Genomic DNA, 18,948 nt, shown 5'->3' on the forward strand with positions numbered 1-18,948 from the left:
AGGGCGTGGCGTGCCCGCGGCCCCCTCATCCGACCCTTCGGGCCACCTTCTCCCCGCTGGGGAGAAGAGGGAGAATGCGGCTTCGTCATCGACCCATTGGATGGAGTGCCTTGCGCAGGAGGGTTCGTTTCGGCAGTGCCGGCTCGCCTTGTTCTCCCTTCTCCCCTCGGGGAGAAGGTGGCCCGAAGGGTCGGATGAGCATCTGTGTTTGGTGTCAAGGTGGATTTGGTGTCCAGATGCGGTTTTTGGTGATGAGGGTGTTTGCCAGGACGATGAGCTTTCTCATGACGGCGACGAGGACGACCTTATTGGGTTTTCCGACTTTCTTCAGCCTTGCGGCGAAGCGTGCGAGGTCCGGGTTGTGACGGGAGGCGGACAGGGCGGCCATGTAGATGGCGTTCCTGGGTGCTGGGCGTCCGCCCCTGATGGAGCGATGTCCGGCCCGCTCGCCACTTTCGCAGGCAATCGGCGCAAGGCCGGTCAGCATGGCGGCCTGCTTGCCGGAGCAGGCGCCAAGTTCGCAAAGGCCAGCGATCAGGCTTGCGGCGGTGACGGCTCCGATGCCGGGAATGGAGATGAGGATGTCGAGGCGGCGGCGCATCTCGGGATCGGCGCAGATGCTGCGCTCGATCTCGGCGTCCAGTCTTGCGATATGGGTGTCGAGCGCGGCAAGCCGGCGCGTCAGTTCCTTGCGCAGGAAGGCGGTCACGGCCGTCTTCATCCGGTTGGACAGGGCGGTGCGTTCGCCATTGGCGGCAGATCGGGCATTGACCAGTTCCTGCAGGGCTTCCAGCGCTTGGTCCGGCGGTGGGGTCTGTGCGGGCTTGAGGGCTTCTCCCATGATGGCCAGAAACCGCGCATCGAGCCGATCGGTCTTGGCGAGAAAGCCGCAGGCTTTGGCAAACAGCCGGGCGCGCAGCGGGTCGACGACCGACACGTAAAAGCCATCGGCATGCAGCGAGCGCTGGACGGCGCGATGCCACTTGCCGGTCGCTTCCATGACGATACGCAGCGCCGAGCGCGGCATCTGGTCAAGCGCATCGAGCTCCCGCTTGAGGCGGCGCAGGCCGGCCGTGTCGTTGGTCACCCGAAAACTGCGGCCGAGAGGATGCAGATGAATGTCCAGCCACTCTTTACAGACATCGATGCCGACATAAACTGTCGCCATCGCGGTGCGTTCGGACGATACCTTGCCTTGCATACGGGACCTGCTCCCCACTATCTGTTCAGGACAAACGCGAAGGACGGGCGGACCAGGCTCATCCCCGGTTCACGCCAAGGGGGTTACGGTCCCGCCCGTCCGACCCCTGGGGGATGGCCATCCCCCAGGGGTCGCACCCATCATCAACGGATGCAGTTTGAACATGCAAGGGGGCTGCACGGCACAAGGCCCACCTCTACGGCAAAAACAGCACGTTGTACTGATCAAACTCACCCGGCAGATCCCGCACCTTCATCTCCACCTCGCGATCCTCGAACAGCACGAGGCAATCCTCGTAGAAGCCGGACAGCATGGATATGAAGGCTTTCGTTCCCTCCGGGCCGTAGAAGAGCGGCGTGAATTCCATATAGAGCGGCACGCGGCGGGCAAGCAGCGGCCGCATCGAGCGGCAGGCGACCGGCTCGTAGCCTTCGATATCCATCCAGACGAGGCCGATTGCGGCCGGATCGACCGAAAGACCGGCAAGGATCTCGGAAACCGGCTTCACCGGCACGCTGATCTTCCTGTCTGTCGGGCTTTGACGGATGGCGCTGCTCTTGCCGTGATTGTTGAGGTTGAGGAAAAAGTCGATCTCGCCTTCGCTCTCGCCGGCGGCGCAGTTGACGAGGCGGACTTTCTCCTCCAGCCGATTCTGGCGAATATTGAGGGCAAGCAGCGGGAAATTGCGCGGATCGGGCTCGATGCTGACAATATTGATGTAAGTGTCGCTGAGGGCGAAATAGACGGTCTGGGTGCCGATATTGCCGCCGATCTCCAGCAGCGTCGCGTCCTTTCGCAAGAGGCCGCGCTCGCGCAGGATGGCGATCAGCCGGTCGACGGCCTCGCGCTCGAAATGGCCCTTTCGGAAGACCTTGCGGCCGATATAGTCGGCGGGCGAGAAGGTCATCAGGTGGTCGCCGGCGTCGATCGTCATCGAGACGACGCGCGGGCCGATATTTTCGATCAGCAAGCGGCGGCCGAAGCGGGTGTCGAAGAAGCGCGAAGCGGCTCTATTGCGCGCCTTGCGCAGCCGGCGGCTCCAGTATTTGGTGGTCAGCCAGGGCTTGCCGGGCATCAGGCTTTTCCTTCGAGCGGTTCCGCCGCTTTCTCTCTCGGAATGACGTAGACTTTCAAGGGCAGGGCCCGGCCGCGCACACTGATATCACGGCTTTCGATGCCGGAAAGGTCAGCACCCGAAAGGGTCGCCACCGGTTCGGAGATGACGATCGCCGCTTCGAACTCCTTGGCAGCGCTTTCCAACCGGCTCGCAACATTAACGGTATCGCCGATCGCCGTCATGCTGCGCACCCGGCCGTACCCCATCGTGCCGACGACGGCCGGGCCGGTGTGAATGCCGATCGCGATGCGCAGCGGCAGCGCCAGTTCGTCGGCCAGCTCGGCGGCGAGTTTCTCGACCTCGGCGACGATCGCGCCTGCTGCGTTGAGCGCCTGGCGGCAGGCTTCCTCCGGCGCGGTATTGAGGCCGAAGAGTGCCATGGCGCCGTCGCCGATGAACTTGTCGAGCCGCCCGCCCGCCTGCTCCACCGCCTTGCCGATGATGGCGAAATAGCGGTTCAGCAGGAAGACGACGTCGAAGGGCAGGCGGGTTTCCGTCAGCGTGGTGAAATGGCGGATATCGACGAAGAGCACGGCGATTTCACGCTCGCGGCCGGGGCTCGTTTCCTGGCTGTTGGCAGGAAGGGCTGCCTCGACCGCCGGGACGAGAAGCGGCGCGACCGCAACGTCGCGGTTCGGACGAAGCTGGCAGGCGAGCCGGACATCCGGGCCGGCATTGATGCGCTTCAGCGTCGTCTGCTCCATCTTGTCGGGGGCCGGCAGGCTTTCGTAATCGCCAAAGATCTGCACGCGGCAGGTGGAGCACTGGCCCTTGCCGCCGCAGACGGCATAATGCGGCAGGCCACCGAGCCGGCTCGCTTCCAGCACCGAGAAGCCACGCGGCACCCGGATCACCTCGCCGCCCGGATAATTCACGGCGACCTGATCGAGCCGCTCCTTCAGCTTGCGCCGGGCGCGGGCGACGACGACGACGAGCAGCGAGGCCGAGAAGGCGCCGTAGAGCCCGGCGCGGATCACGGCGACCTGACGGTGAACTTCCGGGTTCGAGGCGTAACGGGTGTTGACCCCCTCCTTGTAGGCGCTGACCGTCATTGACTGCTGGTAGGAAGGGTCGGCGAGCGCCCGGCCCATTTCGACGAAGCCCAGCAGCGCGAGCACCGGCACGAGGATGGCGAGCGCCAGCATTAGCGGAGCGAAGTCCGGATACCAGGAGCGGTAGCGCAGCCAGAAATGGATGCCGATGCAGCCGTGGATCCAGACGGCGACAACGGCGAACACCTGCCGAACGCCGTTTGTCGGGTTCCTGATCCAGAGCATTCCGACGACCGTCTCGTAGTCATCGATGTAGCCGTAGAATTCGTGGGCGATGCGCGTACCGATGACATGATCGAGGAGCAGCAGCGGGATCATCAAGCCGAGCACGATCTGCGCCATTTCCCCCTTCGGCATGACGAGGCTGCGGCGCATGTAGATGGCGCGCAGCACCAGCGCGATATGGATGAGGACCGACGAATAGAAGATGGCGGTCCCCAGAGGATTGCGCCAGATCGCCAGGAAGAGGTGGGCGGCTTTATCGGCGGCAGCGACGGAAATCAGGCCAATCGCATGGTTCGACAAATGCAAGAGGACGAAGATGAAAATGACGAGGCCGGAACCGAGCCTCGCCCTTCTGATCGTACGTTCCGAAAAAATCCCTGTGGCCGAGACCGTCGTCATTCATTCCCGTTCTTGTCGATGTAACCGCAGGCCCATAGAGATTGAGAAAGAGGCGGAATTGCTTCGATCGCGATCACATTCCATATGCTTATGCGCAAGTTTTCGGCAAAGGGACAATAGCGGAATTTTCCCGACTGGCGTGAAAGTTGTAAACAGTGTGTCTTACCTGAGGTGTCCCAATGCGGGTGGCTTTCTACGCGCCGATGAAATCGCCGAACCATCCGGTGCCGTCGGGCGACCGGCTGATGGCGCGACTACTGATCCGGGTACTGGAGCTTGGCGGGCATCAGGTCGACGTCGCCTCCGAATTCCGTACCTATGCCTCGACACCGCAAGCCGCAGCGGCGCTTGAACCCGCCATCGGCGCCGAACTGGAGCGGCTGCGGCTAAGATGGAAATCCGCGCCGCGGCCGGAACTCTGGTTCTGCTACCACCCCTATTACAAATCGCCCGATCCCTTCGGGCCGGCGATATCAGCCGAATTCGCAATTCCCTACGTCACCGCCGAATCCTCCTATGCGGCAAAACGCGACCGGACCGGCTGGGCCGCTGCCCAGAAGCGCGTGGGCGAGGCGATCACGCAGGCGGCGGTCAATATCAGCTTCACCGAGCGCGATCAGGCCGGGCTTGCAGCCGCCTTTCCGCAGGCGCGGCTTGCCAGGCTGAAACCCTTCATCGACACGGCGCTCTTCGAAAAAGTGTCGCCGGCGCCCGATCCGTGCCGGCTGATGACGGTCGCGATGATGCGTGCCGGCGACAAGATGGACAGTTACGCGATGCTCGCAAAAGCATTGCGGCTGATCGAAGACCGGCCGTGGACGCTTTCGGTCATCGGCGACGGGCCGATGCGCCAGGAGGTGGAGGCGCTCTTTGCCGGCTTTGCCGGCCGCGTCGAATGGCTGGGCGAGCGGAATGCCGTCGAGATCGCCGAATTGCTCGGACATGGCGGCATCTATGTCTGGCCCGGCTGCGGCGAAGCCTACGGTCTTGCCTATCTCGAGGCCCAGGCAGCCGGTCTTCCTGTCGTGGCGCAGGCAACGGCAGGCGTGCCAGCGGTGGTCGAGGCTGGCGTGACCGGCCTGCTGACGCCGGAGGGTGATGTCGCTGCCTATGCAAGGGCGATCGCAACCCTGCTCGGCGACGGTCAAAAGCGTGACGCGATGGGGCAGGCGGCACGATGCTTCGTGCTCGAGGAGCGTTCGCTTGCGAGGGCTGCCCGTGTCTTGGACGGGATTTTGCGCAGAAGCGCAGGAACAGGAGTGAGGTGATGAACTGGGAACCGTTGGGCCGCGAGCTTGAACGCTGGCGTGCCGCCGGCCGCGTGGTGCGGTTCTGGCTCAGGGACGACGACGCCGTCGAACCGAGGCCTGATCTGGAAAAGCTGCTGTCGCTGACCGGCGACAACGGAATTCCGCTGACGCTTGCCGTCATTCCCGCCCTGACGGGTGAGGCATTGGCCGCGCGGCTGGCGGGGGGAGCAGGCGTCGCTGTCGTCGTGCACGGCTGGTCCCACACCAATCACGCCGGACCTGAGCGCAAGAAGCAGGAACTCGGCGGCGAACGGGCGTCCGAGGTGGTGCTCGGCGAGTTGCGCGAGGGATTACAGCGCCTGAAGCGGCTCCATCCGGCTCGCTTCCTGCCAGTGCTGGTGCCGCCGTGGAACCGGATCGATGCCGCCCTGATTCCTGCATTGCCCGAACTCGGCTTTGCCGCGCTTTCGACTTACGGGCGGGCAAGAAAGGGCGGACCAATCCCGCTGCTCAACACCCACGTCGACATTATTGACTGGCACGGCACGCGCGGCGGCCGCAGCGAGGGGGAGCTGGTGGCCGAACTGGTCGCCGAACTCCGCGACCGGCTTGCCGGCAGCGACGAGCCGATCGGCGTGCTCACTCACCATCTGGTTCATGATGCGGCCGCCTGGGATTTTCTGTCCGCCTTGTTTGCAGCGACGGGCCGGCATCCCGCCGTCCGCTGGTCATCGGCGTCGGAATTGCTGGAGCCTTAGACATTGCCGATCAGGCGGCGTGAAACTCGCCCGAGAAACTCTCGCATGAGTGCTACGACGTCATCGAGATGCGTCTCGAGCAGCCAGTGGCCGCCGCCGAGCAGATGCAGTTCGGCATCCGGCAGATCGCGCAGGTAGGCTCGCGCCGATTTTTCCGGCATGTAGTGGTCGTTCGGCCCCCAGACGATCAAGGTCGGAGGCCGATATTCGCGCAGATATTTGCGGTGTCCCGGGAACCACGCCCGGTTCTCCTTCAGTCCGGCGATCAGGTCGGTAGCGATTTCCTTGCGCCGCGGCGTGATCAGCGACCAGTGCAGCTTCCAGAGATCCGGCGGGACCGTGTCGGCCAGAAGCGGCGGCAGATCGTTGAGGAATTCCTCCTTGAAGGTCTCCTCGCTGACTGCCTCCGCCAGCACCTTCTTCATCTCGGATCTCGGAAGCGTCCATGTCGCCTCGATCTCCGCATACTTCGGCCCGAGGGCATCATCATAGGGGATGTCGCCGTTCTGGATGATCAGCGCCAAGATGCGCTGGGGGTCCTTGATCGCCAACCTCGCACCGATAGGCGACCCGAAGTCGTGGAGGTAGAGGACAAACCGGTCGACATTCATCGCGCTGACGAAGGCCTCCAGCCAGGCAGCGTATCCGTCGAAGCTGTAGTCGAAATCATCAGGCGTGCCGCTGTAGCCCGCACCCGGGAAATCCGGCGCAATCAGGCGCCAATGGTCGGCAAGGCGTGGCATGAGATTGCGAAATTCATAGGATGAGCAGGGATATCCGTGCGGCAGCAACAAGACCGGAGCATCTTCTCGGCCGGCCTCGCGGTAAAAAGTCTCGACGCCTGCAACCGTAACGAAGTGATGTCGGACGAGCGTGGCCACATTCACGTTCGGTCCTCCTCATACTGCTCGGCGCCCTCCACCGGTCGCAACCACGCTTCGCGGCGCTTGATCCAGAGTTCGTAGCGTGGCACCAGTGGCGTCGGCGCCTGCGAGAGGATGCCGAGCTTGATTTCCGCCTCCTGGTCATCGGCGGAAAACAGCCGCGCGCCGCAGCCGGTGCAGAAGCGTCGGCCGTGGAATTCGCCGGTTTCGCCGGAATGTTCAAACTGGCCGGCGGGCCAGACCCCGTAGAAGGTGAAGGCCGAACCGCTTTCTTTTCTGCAGTCGGTACAATGACAGATGCCGACGCGCAGCGGTTCGCCCCGCACAGAAAGCTGCACCTGCCCGCAAAGGCATTGTCCGGAAAGCACGGTCATGGCTGATACCCCGTTTCATCGATCTTGCGCTGCCGGGAAAACAGTCGGATCCGACATCTGTTCCGTCAGCAAGGCGCAAGCTGCCGGGCGCGCCTACTTGCGCGGCGGGTGCAGGAGACTTGTCGGTTCTAGACCACCATAGTCTGGTTGTCGCGGGCGGCGAAGGCGCCGGGGAAAGCGTCCTGCGCCTGCGCTTCCATCTGCGCCAGCTGTTCGTCCGTGCGGGAGGGGGCGTGGTGGAACAGAGCGAAGCGTTTAGCGCCCGCCATTTTCGCAAGCTCGGTGCCGTGCTGCCAGGTCGAATGGCCGAAGCCCTTGAAACGCTGCATCTCGTCTTCATTGTAAGTGCAGTCGTAGACGACGAGATCGGCGCCCTGCATCATCTCCAGCGAAACCGGATCGTAGCTGCCTGGAATATGCTCGATGTCATAGACGAGAGCGACCGAACGGCCCTGCCATTCGATGCGGTAGCCGATGGCGCCGCCCGGATGGTTCAGCATGAAGGTCTTGATCTCGATGCCCGCATGGGGCGTCAGCACCTGACCGGCATGGAAATCGCGGAAGTTCATCGTCGCCTGGCAGATGTCGGTCTTAACCGGAAACCAGGGCGGGCTGATGAACTGCTCGACCATTTCCCGCGTGCTCATCTTGCCATGGAGATGGCCGGACCAGATGTTGACGTTGATCGAGGGATAATAGATCGCCTTGAAGAAGGGCAGGCCGATGATGTGGTCGTAGTGGCAGTGGCTGAAGAACAGATCGACGTCGCTGACGCTGTCGGCGAGCAGCGAGAGCCCAGCCTCGCGCAGGCCGGAGCCCGCGTCGAAGATCATCCGATGTTCTCCGCAGCGAATTTCGATGCAGGAAGTGTTACCGCCGTAGCGATCGAACTCGGGGCCCGACACGGGAATACTGCCGCGGACGCCCCAAAATTTAACCTGAAATAAATCTGTCGTCATCGTTCTTCAAACCGGCCTTCCCGCATCGCCATCGTAGTCATTGTTCATCCCGATGCGAAGCAGTAGAATTCCACGGGTTTGCCTGCGGCCCCTTTCATTCTCCTAACCGCTAGCGGAAGAAGAAGTAGATTTTCCTAAGCAATCGGCTTTCGCTTCGGAAAGCAACCCAGTATGGTTGGTTTTCGGTAAACGGGCTGCTGAGGGCGGGACATTTTCCCGTACGTCATGCCTATTAGATGGTTGCGCGCGATTGAAAAAGCAATTGCCGCCCTATTGAGCCGAAAAATCCAGTTTTAAGAGCAGCACGAAAGGCCTCTTGAAGGGGGCTTCGCCCAACACGCATGGGGCACGGTGTTATGGTCAGGCCCTGCCGGCCGCTTCCACGTTCTCCGGCAGCATCATATGAGAAAATTCTAATTCCTGTTCTGCGAATGTCTTCTTGATTGAGAATGCCAGAAAGAGATATATCCGACGATACAGAAAATATAAGAGACTCGCCATGTTGCAGCCGGTTATCAACGAGACCATTGCCGAGAGCAGCTACAGGCGCATTCGGGCCGACATCATTTTTGGCCGGCTGGCTCCAGGACAAAAATTGAAGCTGGAAAGCCTGAAGGAGTCCTACGAGACCAGCATCAGTACACTTCGGGAGGTGCTGAACCGGCTGTCCTCCGAGGGGCTTGTCGTTGCCGAGGGACAAAAAGGTTTCGAAGTGTCTCCGGTATCCGTTTCGGACCTCAAGGAGACAGCGGCGCTGAGGCTTCTGCTGGAAACACATGCGCTGGAACAGTCGTTCGTGCATGGCGACGTAGAGTGGGAGGCTCCCCTCGTATCGGCGCATTACAAATTGGCGCGGATGGAACGGGTGATGGCATCCGGCGACACCAGCAGAGCCGAGGACTGGAAGCGCTACGACTGGGAGTTCCATCAGGCCTTGATATCCGCCTGCGGATCGAAGCTCCTGATGGAGACGCACTCGGTGATCTTCGACAGATATCTCAGATATCAGATGGTCGCCTTGTCCTATCGAGGCGATGTCGCCGCCAATGAACATCAGCAGCTTTTGGATGCGGCGCTGCGACGTGATGCGGAGACGGCCAAGCGCGTGCTTGTGCTGCATATCCAAGGCGGGGTCGAACATGCGCTGGCAAGAGGGACACTGAAATAGAAATGATCCGGACGTTGCTCTTCGAGCTTTAGGTCCACCAACACAGGTGACATTGCGGCAAAACCAGGAAAAGCCATGCTCAAGCAAGTCCATGACCCGGCTGAAACAGTAAGCGACGTCGTCTTCCGGCAGATCCGCCAGGATATCATATCCGGGACATTGCCGCCGGGGGCCAAGATCAAGCTGGAGCAGGCAAAGGAGCGCTACTCCATCGGCATTTCATCGCTGCGTGAAATTCTAAGCCGCCTGACGACGGAAAACCTCGTTGTCGCCGAGGGGCAGCGCGGCTTTGAAGTCAGCCCTGCTTCGCGCCGCGAACTTCTGGAACTCGCCGACCTCCGGATTGTTCTTGAAACGCATGCGATCGGCCTTGCATTCGCTGCGGGAAATCTTGAATGGGAGGGGCGCATCGTCGCTGCCCATCACAGGCTGGCTGCCGCCGAACGCAAGCTCCTTGCGGGTGACGTCTCGCGGACCGTCGACTGGGTTCGATACGACTGGGAGTTCCATCAGGCGATCGTCTCGGCCTGCAATTCAGCGACGCTGATGGCGACATTGTCGTCTGTCTTCGACCGCTTTCTTCGTTACCATATGCTGGCTGAGAGTTTTCGCGGAAAGCCAGTCGTCGATGACCACAGGCTTTTGTTTGAACTTTCCATTCAGCGCGACGTCGCTGGCGCGACCGACGTCGTCAGAAGGCACGTTCAAAGCGGCGTGGAGCATGTGCTGAAGAGCGGCCGGATTCGCTAGAGCAATTCCGGGAAAAGTGCGAAGCAGTTTTTCAAAACAAAAGCTTAGAGTGGCTCTGCTCTCGATGAAAAACTGAACCGCTCTAAACCAGGGCCTCAAGAGGCGTCTTTCGGAATTCCTTCCGGACGCATCTGTTTCTTCAGGGCGGCGATCCGGAAAATTGCGTTCGGCGCGCCGTAGCCGCGATATCCGCGGCGCTCGACGATCTCGAAAAAGAAACCCTCTCCATAGGTTCCGCTATAGAGCTGGAAATATTCGCCATGCTCGTCCCGATCATAGAGGATGTTCTCCGCCTTCAGCCGCTCGGTCAGGGCAGGATCGAGGCCGAAGCGTGCTTCGACGTCATCGTAGTAGTTCGGCGAAATGTGCAGCGATCTGAAACCACAGGCACGAAGGTTTTCGGCGGTTGCAAAGATGTCGTCGGTCAGGAACGCCAGGTGCTGGATGCCGGCCCCGAATTTCTCGGCCATGAAATGTCCCGCCAAGGTGCGGCGGTTCTCGGCGCCGTTCATGGTGATGCGCAGCGCCCCGGTGTCGTTCTCGACGACTTGACTGCGGACCACCCCGGCCGGATCGATGATATCGACCATCGGGGTCTTCCGCGTCTCGAAAATGGAGGTGTAGAACAAAAGCCAGGTGAGCATTTCATCGTAGCCGACCGTCTGGGCGACGTGGTCAATGCGCAAAAGACCAGCAGACGGCGCGTCGCTGTCGTCCGTGACCGGCTGAAAGTCGATTTCGGAGAAGCGACCCAATGCGCTCTTGTCGTCGATGAGATAGATGATCCCGCCTCCCACGCCCCGAATGGCAGGCAGCTCGAGCTCACCGTCTGCGACAGGCTGGGTGAACGGCTCTGCATCCAAGGCGAGCGCCCGCTCATAGGCCTTTGTCGCATCGTCCACGATCAGGGCCATGGCATAGGCAAAAGTACCGTGAACGGCGTAGGCCGCATTCGCAAATCCTGCCTGATCGACATTGACGAGGATCCGGATCTCGCCCTGCTCGAAGAGGGAGACCTTTTTCGTGCGGTGGACCGCCGTCTTTTTGAACCCGAGGGTGCGCAGCAATGCAACCAGTTCGACTTCGTCTTCCTCGTCCGTGGCAAACTCGACGAAGCCGACGCCCTTGACGGAAGGCCTTTCCGGCATCGCCGCCCCGGTCATGCTGCCGATGCCGAGATGGCGTCGGACCTGATCGCCAAGATAGATTAGCGAGCGGTGGCCATCGGCGGCAATCGCCCGCGATAAACCGCCTCGAAACTGGTCGTTGAAGATCTCCAGGGAGAAATACCCGTCATAACCTGTTGCCGCGACGGCTTCGGTGAACGCCGTGACGGGAAGGTCGCCTTCCCCCGGCATGTTTCGGAAGTGGCGGCTCCAATAGAGCAGGTCCATGTCAATCAGCGGCGCATCGGCAAGCTGGACGATGAAGATCTTCTCCTTAGGAATCGAGCGGATGGAATTGACGTCGATCTTGCGCGACAAAGTGTGGAAGCTGTCGAGGATAAGACCGACATTCGGATGATCGGCGCGACGGACGATCTCCCAGGCGTCGCGGTGGTCGCTGATATGGCGACCCCAGGCAAGCGCCTCGTAGCCCACCCTCAGTCCTCGCCTGGCGGCACGCTCGCCGAGTTCATGAAAGTCCTCTGCCGCCCGGTCGATGCCGCCGATGGCGGCCGGCGAGACGTTTGAACAAACGAGCACCAGGTCCGTTCCCAGCTGCTGCATGACGTCGAACTTCCGTTCCGCGCGGTCAAACGTGCGGCTCCGCAGCGGCTCCGGCATGCCCTCGAAATCACGAAATGGCTGAAACAGGGTAATCTCCAGGCCGTGGTCGCGGACGAGTTTTCCGACATCGGCCGGGCTGCCGTCGAAGGCGAGGAAGTCATTCTCAAAGATCTCGACGCCGTCGAAGCCCGCTCGGGCGATCGCCTCGAGCTTCTCCGGCAGTTCGCCGCTGATCGTTACAGTCGCAATCGAGGTCCTCATGTCAAAGCCCTTCCGATATCCGTGCGGGATTGAACGAGCGCCGAACACAAAGATGCATTCCAGAAAACCGCTCGTTACTATTATGGCAAATGTCGTGAGGAATTCAAATAGCGTGTCTTATTATAAACTCTCATATGATTTTAAAAAACTCTGTTGATTTCAGTGCTCGTCTCTGGCAATCATTCCTCACACAGTCAAAAGGTGAGGTGGCTGTCCGGTCGAATGACCGCCAAAGGAGGAGGAGTTACATGTTCAAGTCTTTGCTAACGCGCCGAAACGCGATGCTCGGAGCCGCGGCCCTGGTGGCTGCCGTCATCCTGGCGCAACCGGCCGCCGCCATCACGCCTGATGAAATCAAGGCTCGCGGCAAGATCATCGTCGGAATTCAGGGTGACAACCCGCCCTGGGGCTTTGTGACCAGCGGCGGCAAACAGGACGGCCTCGACGCCGACATCGCAACGCTGTTTGCCAAGGAACTGGGTGTATCCGTCGAGTTCGTGCCGCTTGAAGTCAACAATCGCATTCCCGCACTGACGGCCGGCCGTGTCGACGTTCTCTTCGCAACAATGGCGATGCTGCCGGATCGCGCAAAGGCCGTGCAGTTCAGCAAGCCCTATGTTGCCAACGCGATCGTTCTGATTGGTCCGAAATCGGCTGAGATCAAGACGAATGCCGACATGGCCAAGTTCACGGTCGGCGTCGCCAAGGGTGCGGCTCAGGACACCCAGGTCACCAAGAACGCACCGCCGAGCACGACTATCCGCCGCTATGACGGAGACGCCGCGAGTGTCCAAGCCCTGGTGTCCGGCCAGGTCGAGACACTCGGTGGCAATATCTTCTACATGGACCGGGTGGAGAAGGCCCGTCCGGGCGAATTCGAAAACAAGCTTGAATTCCAGAAGCTCTACAATGGTGCTTGCACGCGTCTCGGCGAAAAGGAAATCAATGCGGCGCTCAACACCTTCATCGACAAGATCAAGGCCAACGGCGACCTCAAGGCAGTCTACGACAAGTGGATGAAGGTTCCGGTACCGGAATTCCCGGAAAAGCTGGAAGGCATTCCATTCGCGGCGAACTGAGCGAACGGCAAAGGATGGCTGGCTTTCGCGTCGGTGGCCGCCCGATTGCCCCTCACCCTAACCCTCTCCCCGTAAGGACGGGGAGAGGGGACGTGCTCCACGGGACGCTGGCGAGGGACGGAGAGGTCACGGCTTGATCCCTTCGCCCCGTTTACGGGGAGAAGGTGGCGGCAGCCGGATGAGGGGCAGGCGGCCATCTCCTGGCGCGGGAATATTGAGGTCCAGACGAAGCCCTTACCAATGAAGGCGGGCAGCCATGCCCGTCAACGCAACCGCCATACCCACGGCCCTGAGGTGCGCGACATGACCAGAACCATTTTTGTGCTCAACGGACCGAACCTGAATCTGCTCGGTGAGCGCGAGCCCGCCATCTACGGCTCGGTGACGCTGGCCAATATCAAGGACAAGTGCCTCGCAAAGGCTGACAGTCTCGGCTTTGCCATCGACTTCCGGCAGACCAATTTCGAGGGCGAACTGGTGGAGAGCGTGCATCAGGCCAGGACAGACGCCTGTGGCATCATCATCAATCCTGCCGGTTATACCTTCACATCGATCGCTCTTCTGGATGCGTTGAAAATGTTCGACCCGCCGAAGATCGAGCTGCACATTTCGAATGTTCATGCGCGCGAGAGCATCTACCACAATTCGCTGATCTCGCGCGTTGCCACCGCCATCATGATCGGCTTTGGAGCCGACGGCTACGAACTGGCTATCCAGGCGATGGCTGGAATGGTCAAGCGGGACTGAACTTTCAGGAAGACGGACCGGAAGGGTCGCCATGAATTATAAGTTGGATTTCACCCCGGTCATAGATGGCCTGCCGAGCCTTCTGCTTGGCTGTCTCGGGACATTCTTACTTGCCATTTGTGGGATGTTGCTGGCGATCATCATCGGAATTGGCGGCGTTGCGCTGCGCGACTCTGCGCTCAAGCCGGCGCGATGGCTGGTCATCGCCTTCGTCGAATTGATCCGTAACACGCCGTTCCTGGTCCAGATCTTCTTCATCTATTTTGCGCTTCCGCTCACGGGCATCAGGCTGGATCCGACGCCGACGGCGATTATCGCGCTCGGCATCAACGGTGGTGCCTACGCCATCGAGATCATTCGCGGCGGCGTTCAGTCGATCCCCAGGGGACAGATGGAAGCGGGGCTGGCCCTTGGTCTGCACAAGGCTCAGGTCTTCCGGCTGATCATTCTCAAGCCGGCATTGCGGGCGATCTATCCGTCCCTGACCAGCCAGTTCGTCCTCCTGACGCTCACCACCAGCATTGCATCGGCGATTTCGGCCTACGAGTTGACCTCCGTATCGCAGCGCATCGAGTCGGAGAGCTTCCGCAGCTTCGAGGTCTACTTCACGGTCACGGTTTTCTATTTCGTGATCTCCTGGCTGATGATGCGAATCTTCGCGCTGTTTTCGGCGCGCTACTTCAAATATCCGGTCAAGTAGGAGGAATTCCATGGGTCACGACGAATTCGTCTTCCTCCTCATCGGCTTGAAATGGACCGTGGTCCTGTCTGCCGTCGGCTTCGTCTGCGGCGGCATTGCAGGGCTCGGTGTCGCCCTTGCCCGTGCCTCGGGCATACCGCTGCTGGAACGCGTCACGGCCGGCTACATCGCCGTCTTCCAGGGAACCCCGCTGCTCATGCAGCTTTTCGTCGTCTATTACGGCCTCGCTTTGGTCGGGCTGATGCTCGACGCCTGGGTGGCCGTTGCCATCGGCCTGACCCTGCATGCGAGCGCCTATCTGGGCGAGATCTGGCGCGGATCGATCGAAGCGGTGCCGCGCGGCCAGACGGAAGCGGCAAAGGCTCTCAGCCTCAGATACGTCTCGCGTATGAGGGATGTCATCCTGCCGCAGGCGCTGCGCATCTCGCTGCCAGCCACGGTCGGTTTCCTCGTGCAACTGATCAAAGGCACCTCGCTTGCATCGATCGTCGGCTTCACCGAGCTGACGCGGGCCGGCAACATCATCTCCAACCAGATCTTCCAACCGCTGACGGTCTTCGGCATCGTCGGCGCTCTCTACTTCCTGATGTGCTGCCCACTGACGATCCTTGGCGCGCGCCTCGAACGAAAGTTTGCCGCCTCTGCGCGCTGATCCGCATGCCCTCGTCTTCGACGCGGTCCAGCCCGCCAACGTGGAGTTCTACTGATGACCAGTCCCAGTCCTGCTCAAGGCGCAGAGACCATGATCACCATGGAGCGGGTGGAGAAGTGGTATGGCGCTTTTCAAGCCCTGCACGACATCAACATATCGGTTCGCAGCGGCGAGAGGATCGTCTTGTGCGGGCCTTCCGGCAGTGGGAAGTCGACGCTCATCCGCTGCATCAACCATCTCGAGACCTACGAGAAAGGTGAAATCCGCGTCGGCGGAATTCTTCTAGGCAATCAGGCCAAGACCATCGATGCGATCCGTCGTGAGGTCGGCATGGTCTTCCAGCAGTTCAATCTGTTTCCGCATCTGACGGTGCTGCAGAACTGCATGCTGGCGCCGATGAAGGCTGCCGGCGTCGGCAAGGCGGAGGCCGAGGAACGGGCACGCGGGCTGCTCGAGCGGGTCAAGATCCTGGAGCAGGCCGACAAATATCCGGTGCAGCTTTCGGGTGGCCAGCAGCAGCGCGTGGCCATTGCCCGCGCGCTTTGCATGCGGCCGAAGGTGATGCTGTTCGACGAGCCGACGTCGGCGCTTGATCCGGAGATGGTCAAGGAGGTGCTGGATACGATGATTGCGCTCGCCGACGAGGGCATGACGATGATCTGCGTCACCCACGAAATGGGCTTTGCCCGCCAGGTCGCAGATCGCGTGATTTTCATGGCCAGCGGCGCGATCGTCGAGGAGGCCCCGCCGGCCAAGTTCTTCACAAACCCACAGCATGAGCGAACCACGAAATTCCTCGGAGAGATCCTGCGGAAGTAATGCGTTTCAAGGTCGATGCCTCTGGCAAATTATGGGAGCAGGCAATGAAGCCGCTGGAGATTGCAGTCATGGGAGCTGGCCTCATCGGCAGGCGCCACGTCGAGCGTGTCATGTCCGAGCCCGGAACCGTTCTCTCGGCGGTGATCGATCCTTCTGCCGCCGGTCGCGACTTTGCCGAGACTGTCGGCGCCCGATGGTACCGGAGCTTCTCAGGCATCCGCGTCGAGGATAGGCCTGACGGCGTCATCGTGGCAACGCCGAACCAGCTCCACGTTGAGAACGGAATGGAGATCGTCGCTGCCGGCATCCCTGTTCTGATCGAGAAACCGATCGCCGATGATGTCGATGCTGCCGCAGCACTGGTTGCCGCCGGCGAGAAGGCAGGCATACCGCTGCTGGTTGGCCATCACAGACGCCACAATCCGATGATCCAGGCGGTCAAACAGATCGTCGACGGCGGAAGGCTTGGCCGGATCCTCACGGTGCACGGCACGTTCTGGGTCGCCAAGCCCGACGACTATTTCGACATCCCCTGGCGGCGCGAGGCGGGCGCCGGCCCGGTCTTCGTCAACCTGATCCACGATGTCGATCTCTTCCGATATTTCTTCGGCGAGGTCGAAGCCGTCCATGCGATGGAATCCCACGCCGTGCGGAACCATGCCGTCGAGGATACGGCTGTCGTCACGCTGCGTTTCGCAAGCGGGGTGCTTGCAACCCTCAACGGCAGCGATGCCGTGGCCGCGCCCTGGAGCTGGGAGACGACCACCGGCGAAAACCCCGCTTTTCCCCGTTACGATCAATTCTGCTACCAGATCGGCGGCACCAAGGGTTCGCTCGGAATTCCCGATCTGACGCTTTGGACGAGCCCTTCGAAGCCCGATTGGCTGGAGCCGCTTGCCCAGGAGCGCGTGCCTTACCAAGCCGCCGATCCCCTTTGCGTTCAGCTCAGACACTTTTGCGACGTCATTCGTGGCGGTGCCACGCCTCTGGTGAGTGGCCGGGAGGGCCTTGCTACGCTCAGGGTCGTCGAAGCGATCAAGAGATCGGCACGCTTAGGGCAGATGATCCACCTCTCTAACGCCAGCGCCTCTTCCGATCCCCAGAAAGTCTGACCACATGATCACCGGGACGACCAAACTCATCGCTCACCTCGGCTATCCCACGGAGTCCTTCAAGGCCCCGCTGATCTACAATCCTTACTTTCAGAAGAACGGAATTGATGCCGTCGTCGTGCCGATGGGCTGCAGACCGGAGGATTATCCGGCATTTCTGAAGCTTCTGTTCCGGTTGTCCAACATCCACGGTGCTCTGATCACGATGCCGCACAAGGTTTCGACAATGGCACTGCTCGACGAAACATCGACCAACGCAAAAGTCGCCGGCTCGTGCAATGCAGTGCGTCTCGGTTCGGACGGCAGGCTGATCGGTGACATGTTCGATGGCGAGGGCTTCGTTCGCGGCGTGTTGCGCAAGGGTAAAAAGGTTGAAGGAGCCCATGCGCTCATTGCGGGCGCCGGCGGCGTCGGCTCGGCGATCGCCGCGTCATTGGCACAGGCGGGTGTGGACCACCTCGCCATCTTCGATGCCAACCAGACGACCGCGACCGCGCTGCTGGACAGGCTGAAGAAATATTATCCGCATCTTGAAGTGACGGTCGGCTCCGCCGATCCTGAAGGTTTCGACATTGTCGTCAATGCGACGCCTCTCGGCATGCGGCGAGGTGACCCGCTGCCGATCGATATCGACCGCATCTCGCCATCGACCTTCGTCGGCGAAGTCGTGTTGACGAAGGAGATAACCCCTTTTCTTGAGGCCGTGCGGGCGCGCGGCTGCGCATTTCAGGTGGGGACGGACATGTTGTTCGAACAGATCCCCGCCTATCTCGAATTCTTCGAATTCCCGACGACGACGGCCGACAATCTCCGTGCCATCGCCAAACTCGGATGATGCGAATTCAGAGCATGATGCCGAAAAGTGTGAGCGGTTTTTCGGACGACATCCTGTTCTAGAGCGAGGCGGTGATGCCGCCATCGACCGTCAGCATGTGGCCGTTGACGAAGGAAGAGGCATCCGAGGCGAGGAAGACGGCGGCGCCGACGAGCTCCTTGACCTCGCCCCAGCGGCCCGCCGGCGTGCGGGTTTCCAGCCAGCCAGAAAACTTCGGATCGTCGACAAGCGCCTGGTTGAGCGGCGTGCGGAAATAGCCGGGCGCGATCGCATTGACCTGCAGGCCGTATTTCGCCCAGTCGGTGGCCATGCCGCGCGTGAGGTTCTTCACCGCGCCTTTGGTCGCGGTATAGGGCGCGATACCGGGACGGGCGAGTTCGGCCTGGACGGAGGCGATGTTGATGATCTTGCCGCAGCCGCGCGATATCATCGCCTGGGCGACCGGCTGGCTGACATAGAACAGGCTGGAGACATTGGTCTTGAAGATCTCGTCCCACTTGTCGACCGGGAAGTTCTCCAACGGTGTGCGAAACTGCATGCCGGCATTGTTGACGAGGATGTCGATCGGGCCGATCTCCGCCTCGATATAGGCGATGGCGGTGCGGCTGGCCTCCGCATCGGTGACGTCGAAGGCGGCGCTGACGGCATGGCGATGGCTGCGACGGATATCCTCGGCGGCGGCCTCCGCCTTCTGCGCGTTGCGGCCGTTGATGATGATCGAAGCGCCATGCTCGGCAAGCCCGACCGCCAATGCGCGGCCGATGCCCTGACTGGAGCCGGTGACGAGGGCACGACGGCCGGAGAGGTCGAAGAGGGGAAAGGTCACGAGGCTGCTCCTGATTTCATTGCGCTCTGCATAGCCGGTTTCCGGCATTA

The 18,948-nt window shown here is 61.1% G+C and carries 19 protein-coding genes; 11 read left to right on the forward strand and 8 right to left on the reverse strand.

Going from position 1 to position 18,948, the window contains the following annotated elements:
• Positions 1-214 precede the first annotated feature (214 nt).
• The 3 genes from N1937_RS29810 to N1937_RS29820 all read right to left on the reverse strand — a co-directional run bounded on the left by N1937_RS29810 (position 215) and on the right by N1937_RS29820 (position 3,994).
• Entirely contained in the window at positions 215-1,201 is a 987-nt protein-coding gene (locus N1937_RS29810; RefSeq protein WP_222281449.1) for an IS110 family transposase, read from the reverse strand.
• A gap of 196 nt (positions 1,202-1,397) precedes the next feature.
• Positions 1,398-2,276, reverse strand: a complete 879-nt coding sequence (locus N1937_RS29815) for an FkbM family methyltransferase (RefSeq protein ID WP_260060377.1) — start codon at positions 2,274-2,276, stop codon at positions 1,398-1,400.
• The gene (locus N1937_RS29820; protein ID WP_260060378.1) at positions 2,276-3,994 is read right to left on the reverse strand and encodes an adenylate/guanylate cyclase domain-containing protein; all 1,719 of its coding nucleotides are present in this window, start codon (positions 3,992-3,994) and stop codon (positions 2,276-2,278) included. The genes N1937_RS29815 and N1937_RS29820 overlap by 1 nt, the downstream gene beginning before the upstream one ends.
• Positions 3,995-4,173: 179 nt before the next feature.
• Between N1937_RS29820 and N1937_RS29825 the strand changes: the two genes are divergently transcribed.
• Positions 4,174-5,262 (forward strand): glycosyltransferase family 4 protein, encoded by a 1,089-nt coding sequence (locus N1937_RS29825; protein ID WP_260060379.1) that lies wholly within the window; start codon positions 4,174-4,176, stop codon positions 5,260-5,262.
• Positions 5,262-6,002: a polysaccharide deacetylase family protein gene (locus N1937_RS29830; protein WP_170279384.1), complete on the forward strand. Its 741-nt coding sequence runs from the start codon at positions 5,262-5,264 to the stop codon at positions 6,000-6,002. The genes N1937_RS29825 and N1937_RS29830 overlap by 1 nt, the downstream gene beginning before the upstream one ends.
• On the opposite strand, the gene N1937_RS29835 is transcribed toward N1937_RS29830, so the two are convergent.
• The 3 genes from N1937_RS29835 to N1937_RS29845 form a co-directional block, all read right to left on the reverse strand.
• Positions 5,999-6,883, reverse strand: a complete 885-nt coding sequence (locus tag N1937_RS29835; RefSeq protein ID WP_260060427.1) for an alpha/beta fold hydrolase — start codon at positions 6,881-6,883, stop codon at positions 5,999-6,001. The two genes, N1937_RS29830 and N1937_RS29835, sit on opposite strands and share 4 nt — an antisense overlap.
• Before the next feature lie 2 nt (positions 6,884-6,885).
• Positions 6,886-7,260 carry a GFA family protein gene (locus tag N1937_RS29840; RefSeq protein ID WP_162115205.1) on the reverse strand — a complete coding sequence of 125 codons (375 nt, stop codon included), beginning with the start codon at positions 7,258-7,260 and terminating at the stop codon, positions 6,886-6,888.
• A 128-nt stretch (positions 7,261-7,388) separates the two neighbouring features.
• Positions 7,389-8,219: an MBL fold metallo-hydrolase gene (locus tag N1937_RS29845; protein ID WP_017968230.1), complete on the reverse strand. Its 831-nt coding sequence runs from the start codon at positions 8,217-8,219 to the stop codon at positions 7,389-7,391.
• Positions 8,220-8,718: 499 nt separating this feature from the next.
• Between N1937_RS29845 and N1937_RS29850 the strand changes: the two genes are divergently transcribed.
• Complete coding sequence (locus N1937_RS29850) at positions 8,719-9,387, forward strand: GntR family transcriptional regulator (RefSeq protein ID WP_064246802.1); 669 nt, start codon at positions 8,719-8,721, stop codon at positions 9,385-9,387.
• Positions 9,388-9,462: 75 nt separating this feature from the next.
• Positions 9,463-10,137 (forward strand): GntR family transcriptional regulator, encoded by a 675-nt coding sequence (locus N1937_RS29855; RefSeq protein ID WP_017968233.1) that lies wholly within the window; start codon positions 9,463-9,465, stop codon positions 10,135-10,137.
• 95 nt (positions 10,138-10,232) lie between these two features.
• Here N1937_RS29855 and N1937_RS29860 read toward each other — a convergent pair whose 3' ends face one another.
• On the reverse strand, positions 10,233-12,128 hold the full coding sequence (locus N1937_RS29860; protein WP_017968234.1) for a bifunctional sugar phosphate isomerase/epimerase/4-hydroxyphenylpyruvate dioxygenase family protein: 1,896 nt from the start codon (positions 12,126-12,128) through the stop codon (positions 10,233-10,235).
• Between the two features lie 248 nt (positions 12,129-12,376).
• Here N1937_RS29860 and N1937_RS29865 point away from each other — a divergent pair, with 248 nt between their 5' ends.
• The 7 genes from N1937_RS29865 to N1937_RS29895 all read left to right on the forward strand — a co-directional run bounded on the left by N1937_RS29865 (position 12,377) and on the right by N1937_RS29895 (position 18,072).
• Positions 12,377-13,207: a transporter substrate-binding domain-containing protein gene (locus N1937_RS29865; RefSeq protein ID WP_170260558.1), complete on the forward strand. Its 831-nt coding sequence runs from the start codon at positions 12,377-12,379 to the stop codon at positions 13,205-13,207.
• Positions 13,208-13,510: 303 nt separating this feature from the next.
• Positions 13,511-13,954, forward strand: coding sequence for a type II 3-dehydroquinate dehydratase (locus N1937_RS29870; RefSeq protein ID WP_170256481.1), 444 nt, complete (start codon positions 13,511-13,513; stop codon positions 13,952-13,954).
• A 31-nt stretch (positions 13,955-13,985) separates the two neighbouring features.
• Positions 13,986-14,654 carry an amino acid ABC transporter permease gene (locus tag N1937_RS29875; protein ID WP_017968237.1) on the forward strand — a complete coding sequence of 223 codons (669 nt, stop codon included), beginning with the start codon at positions 13,986-13,988 and terminating at the stop codon, positions 14,652-14,654.
• A gap of 10 nt (positions 14,655-14,664) precedes the next feature.
• Positions 14,665-15,306, forward strand: coding sequence for an amino acid ABC transporter permease (locus N1937_RS29880; protein ID WP_162115209.1), 642 nt, complete (start codon positions 14,665-14,667; stop codon positions 15,304-15,306).
• A gap of 54 nt (positions 15,307-15,360) precedes the next feature.
• Positions 15,361-16,125 (forward strand): amino acid ABC transporter ATP-binding protein, encoded by a 765-nt coding sequence (locus tag N1937_RS29885; protein ID WP_311202862.1) that lies wholly within the window; start codon positions 15,361-15,363, stop codon positions 16,123-16,125.
• A 44-nt stretch (positions 16,126-16,169) separates the two neighbouring features.
• Positions 16,170-17,237, forward strand: coding sequence for a Gfo/Idh/MocA family protein (locus N1937_RS29890; RefSeq protein WP_222313918.1), 1,068 nt, complete (start codon positions 16,170-16,172; stop codon positions 17,235-17,237).
• 4 nt (positions 17,238-17,241) lie between these two features.
• Positions 17,242-18,072, forward strand: coding sequence for a shikimate dehydrogenase family protein (locus N1937_RS29895; protein ID WP_162115211.1), 831 nt, complete (start codon positions 17,242-17,244; stop codon positions 18,070-18,072).
• A gap of 58 nt (positions 18,073-18,130) precedes the next feature.
• Here N1937_RS29895 and N1937_RS29900 read toward each other — a convergent pair whose 3' ends face one another.
• Positions 18,131-18,898, reverse strand: a complete 768-nt coding sequence (locus N1937_RS29900) for an SDR family oxidoreductase (protein WP_170256486.1) — start codon at positions 18,896-18,898, stop codon at positions 18,131-18,133.
• Positions 18,899-18,948: the final 50 nt, after the last annotated feature.

The sequence above is a fragment of the Rhizobium sp. WSM4643 genome (assembly GCF_025152745.1).
Lineage (GTDB): Bacteria > Pseudomonadota > Alphaproteobacteria > Rhizobiales > Rhizobiaceae > Rhizobium > Rhizobium leguminosarum_I.

Excerpts from the sequence above, each read along its gene's own strand:
- N1937_RS29810 (WP_222281449.1), bottom strand. The coding sequence starts at position 1,201 with ATGCAAGGCAAGGTATCGTCCGAACGCACCGCGATGGCGACAGTTTAT.
- N1937_RS29815 (WP_260060377.1), bottom strand. The coding sequence starts at position 2,276 with ATGCCCGGCAAGCCCTGGCTGACCACCAAATACTGGAGCCGCCGGCTG.
- N1937_RS29820 (WP_260060378.1), bottom strand. The coding sequence starts at position 3,994 with ATGACGACGGTCTCGGCCACAGGGATTTTTTCGGAACGTACGATCAGA.
- N1937_RS29825 (WP_260060379.1), top strand. The coding sequence starts at position 4,174 with ATGCGGGTGGCTTTCTACGCGCCGATGAAATCGCCGAACCATCCGGTG.
- N1937_RS29830 (WP_170279384.1), top strand. The coding sequence starts at position 5,262 with ATGAACTGGGAACCGTTGGGCCGCGAGCTTGAACGCTGGCGTGCCGCC.
- N1937_RS29840 (WP_162115205.1), bottom strand. The coding sequence starts at position 7,260 with ATGACCGTGCTTTCCGGACAATGCCTTTGCGGGCAGGTGCAGCTTTCT.
- N1937_RS29845 (WP_017968230.1), bottom strand. The coding sequence starts at position 8,219 with ATGACGACAGATTTATTTCAGGTTAAATTTTGGGGCGTCCGCGGCAGT.
- N1937_RS29850 (WP_064246802.1), top strand. The coding sequence starts at position 8,719 with ATGTTGCAGCCGGTTATCAACGAGACCATTGCCGAGAGCAGCTACAGG.
- N1937_RS29855 (WP_017968233.1), top strand. The coding sequence starts at position 9,463 with ATGCTCAAGCAAGTCCATGACCCGGCTGAAACAGTAAGCGACGTCGTC.
- N1937_RS29860 (WP_017968234.1), bottom strand. The coding sequence starts at position 12,128 with ATGAGGACCTCGATTGCGACTGTAACGATCAGCGGCGAACTGCCGGAG.
- N1937_RS29865 (WP_170260558.1), top strand. The coding sequence starts at position 12,377 with ATGTTCAAGTCTTTGCTAACGCGCCGAAACGCGATGCTCGGAGCCGCG.
- N1937_RS29870 (WP_170256481.1), top strand. The coding sequence starts at position 13,511 with ATGACCAGAACCATTTTTGTGCTCAACGGACCGAACCTGAATCTGCTC.
- N1937_RS29875 (WP_017968237.1), top strand. The coding sequence starts at position 13,986 with ATGAATTATAAGTTGGATTTCACCCCGGTCATAGATGGCCTGCCGAGC.
- N1937_RS29880 (WP_162115209.1), top strand. The coding sequence starts at position 14,665 with ATGGGTCACGACGAATTCGTCTTCCTCCTCATCGGCTTGAAATGGACC.
- N1937_RS29885 (WP_311202862.1), top strand. The coding sequence starts at position 15,361 with ATGACCAGTCCCAGTCCTGCTCAAGGCGCAGAGACCATGATCACCATG.
- N1937_RS29890 (WP_222313918.1), top strand. The coding sequence starts at position 16,170 with ATGAAGCCGCTGGAGATTGCAGTCATGGGAGCTGGCCTCATCGGCAGG.
- N1937_RS29895 (WP_162115211.1), top strand. The coding sequence starts at position 17,242 with ATGATCACCGGGACGACCAAACTCATCGCTCACCTCGGCTATCCCACG.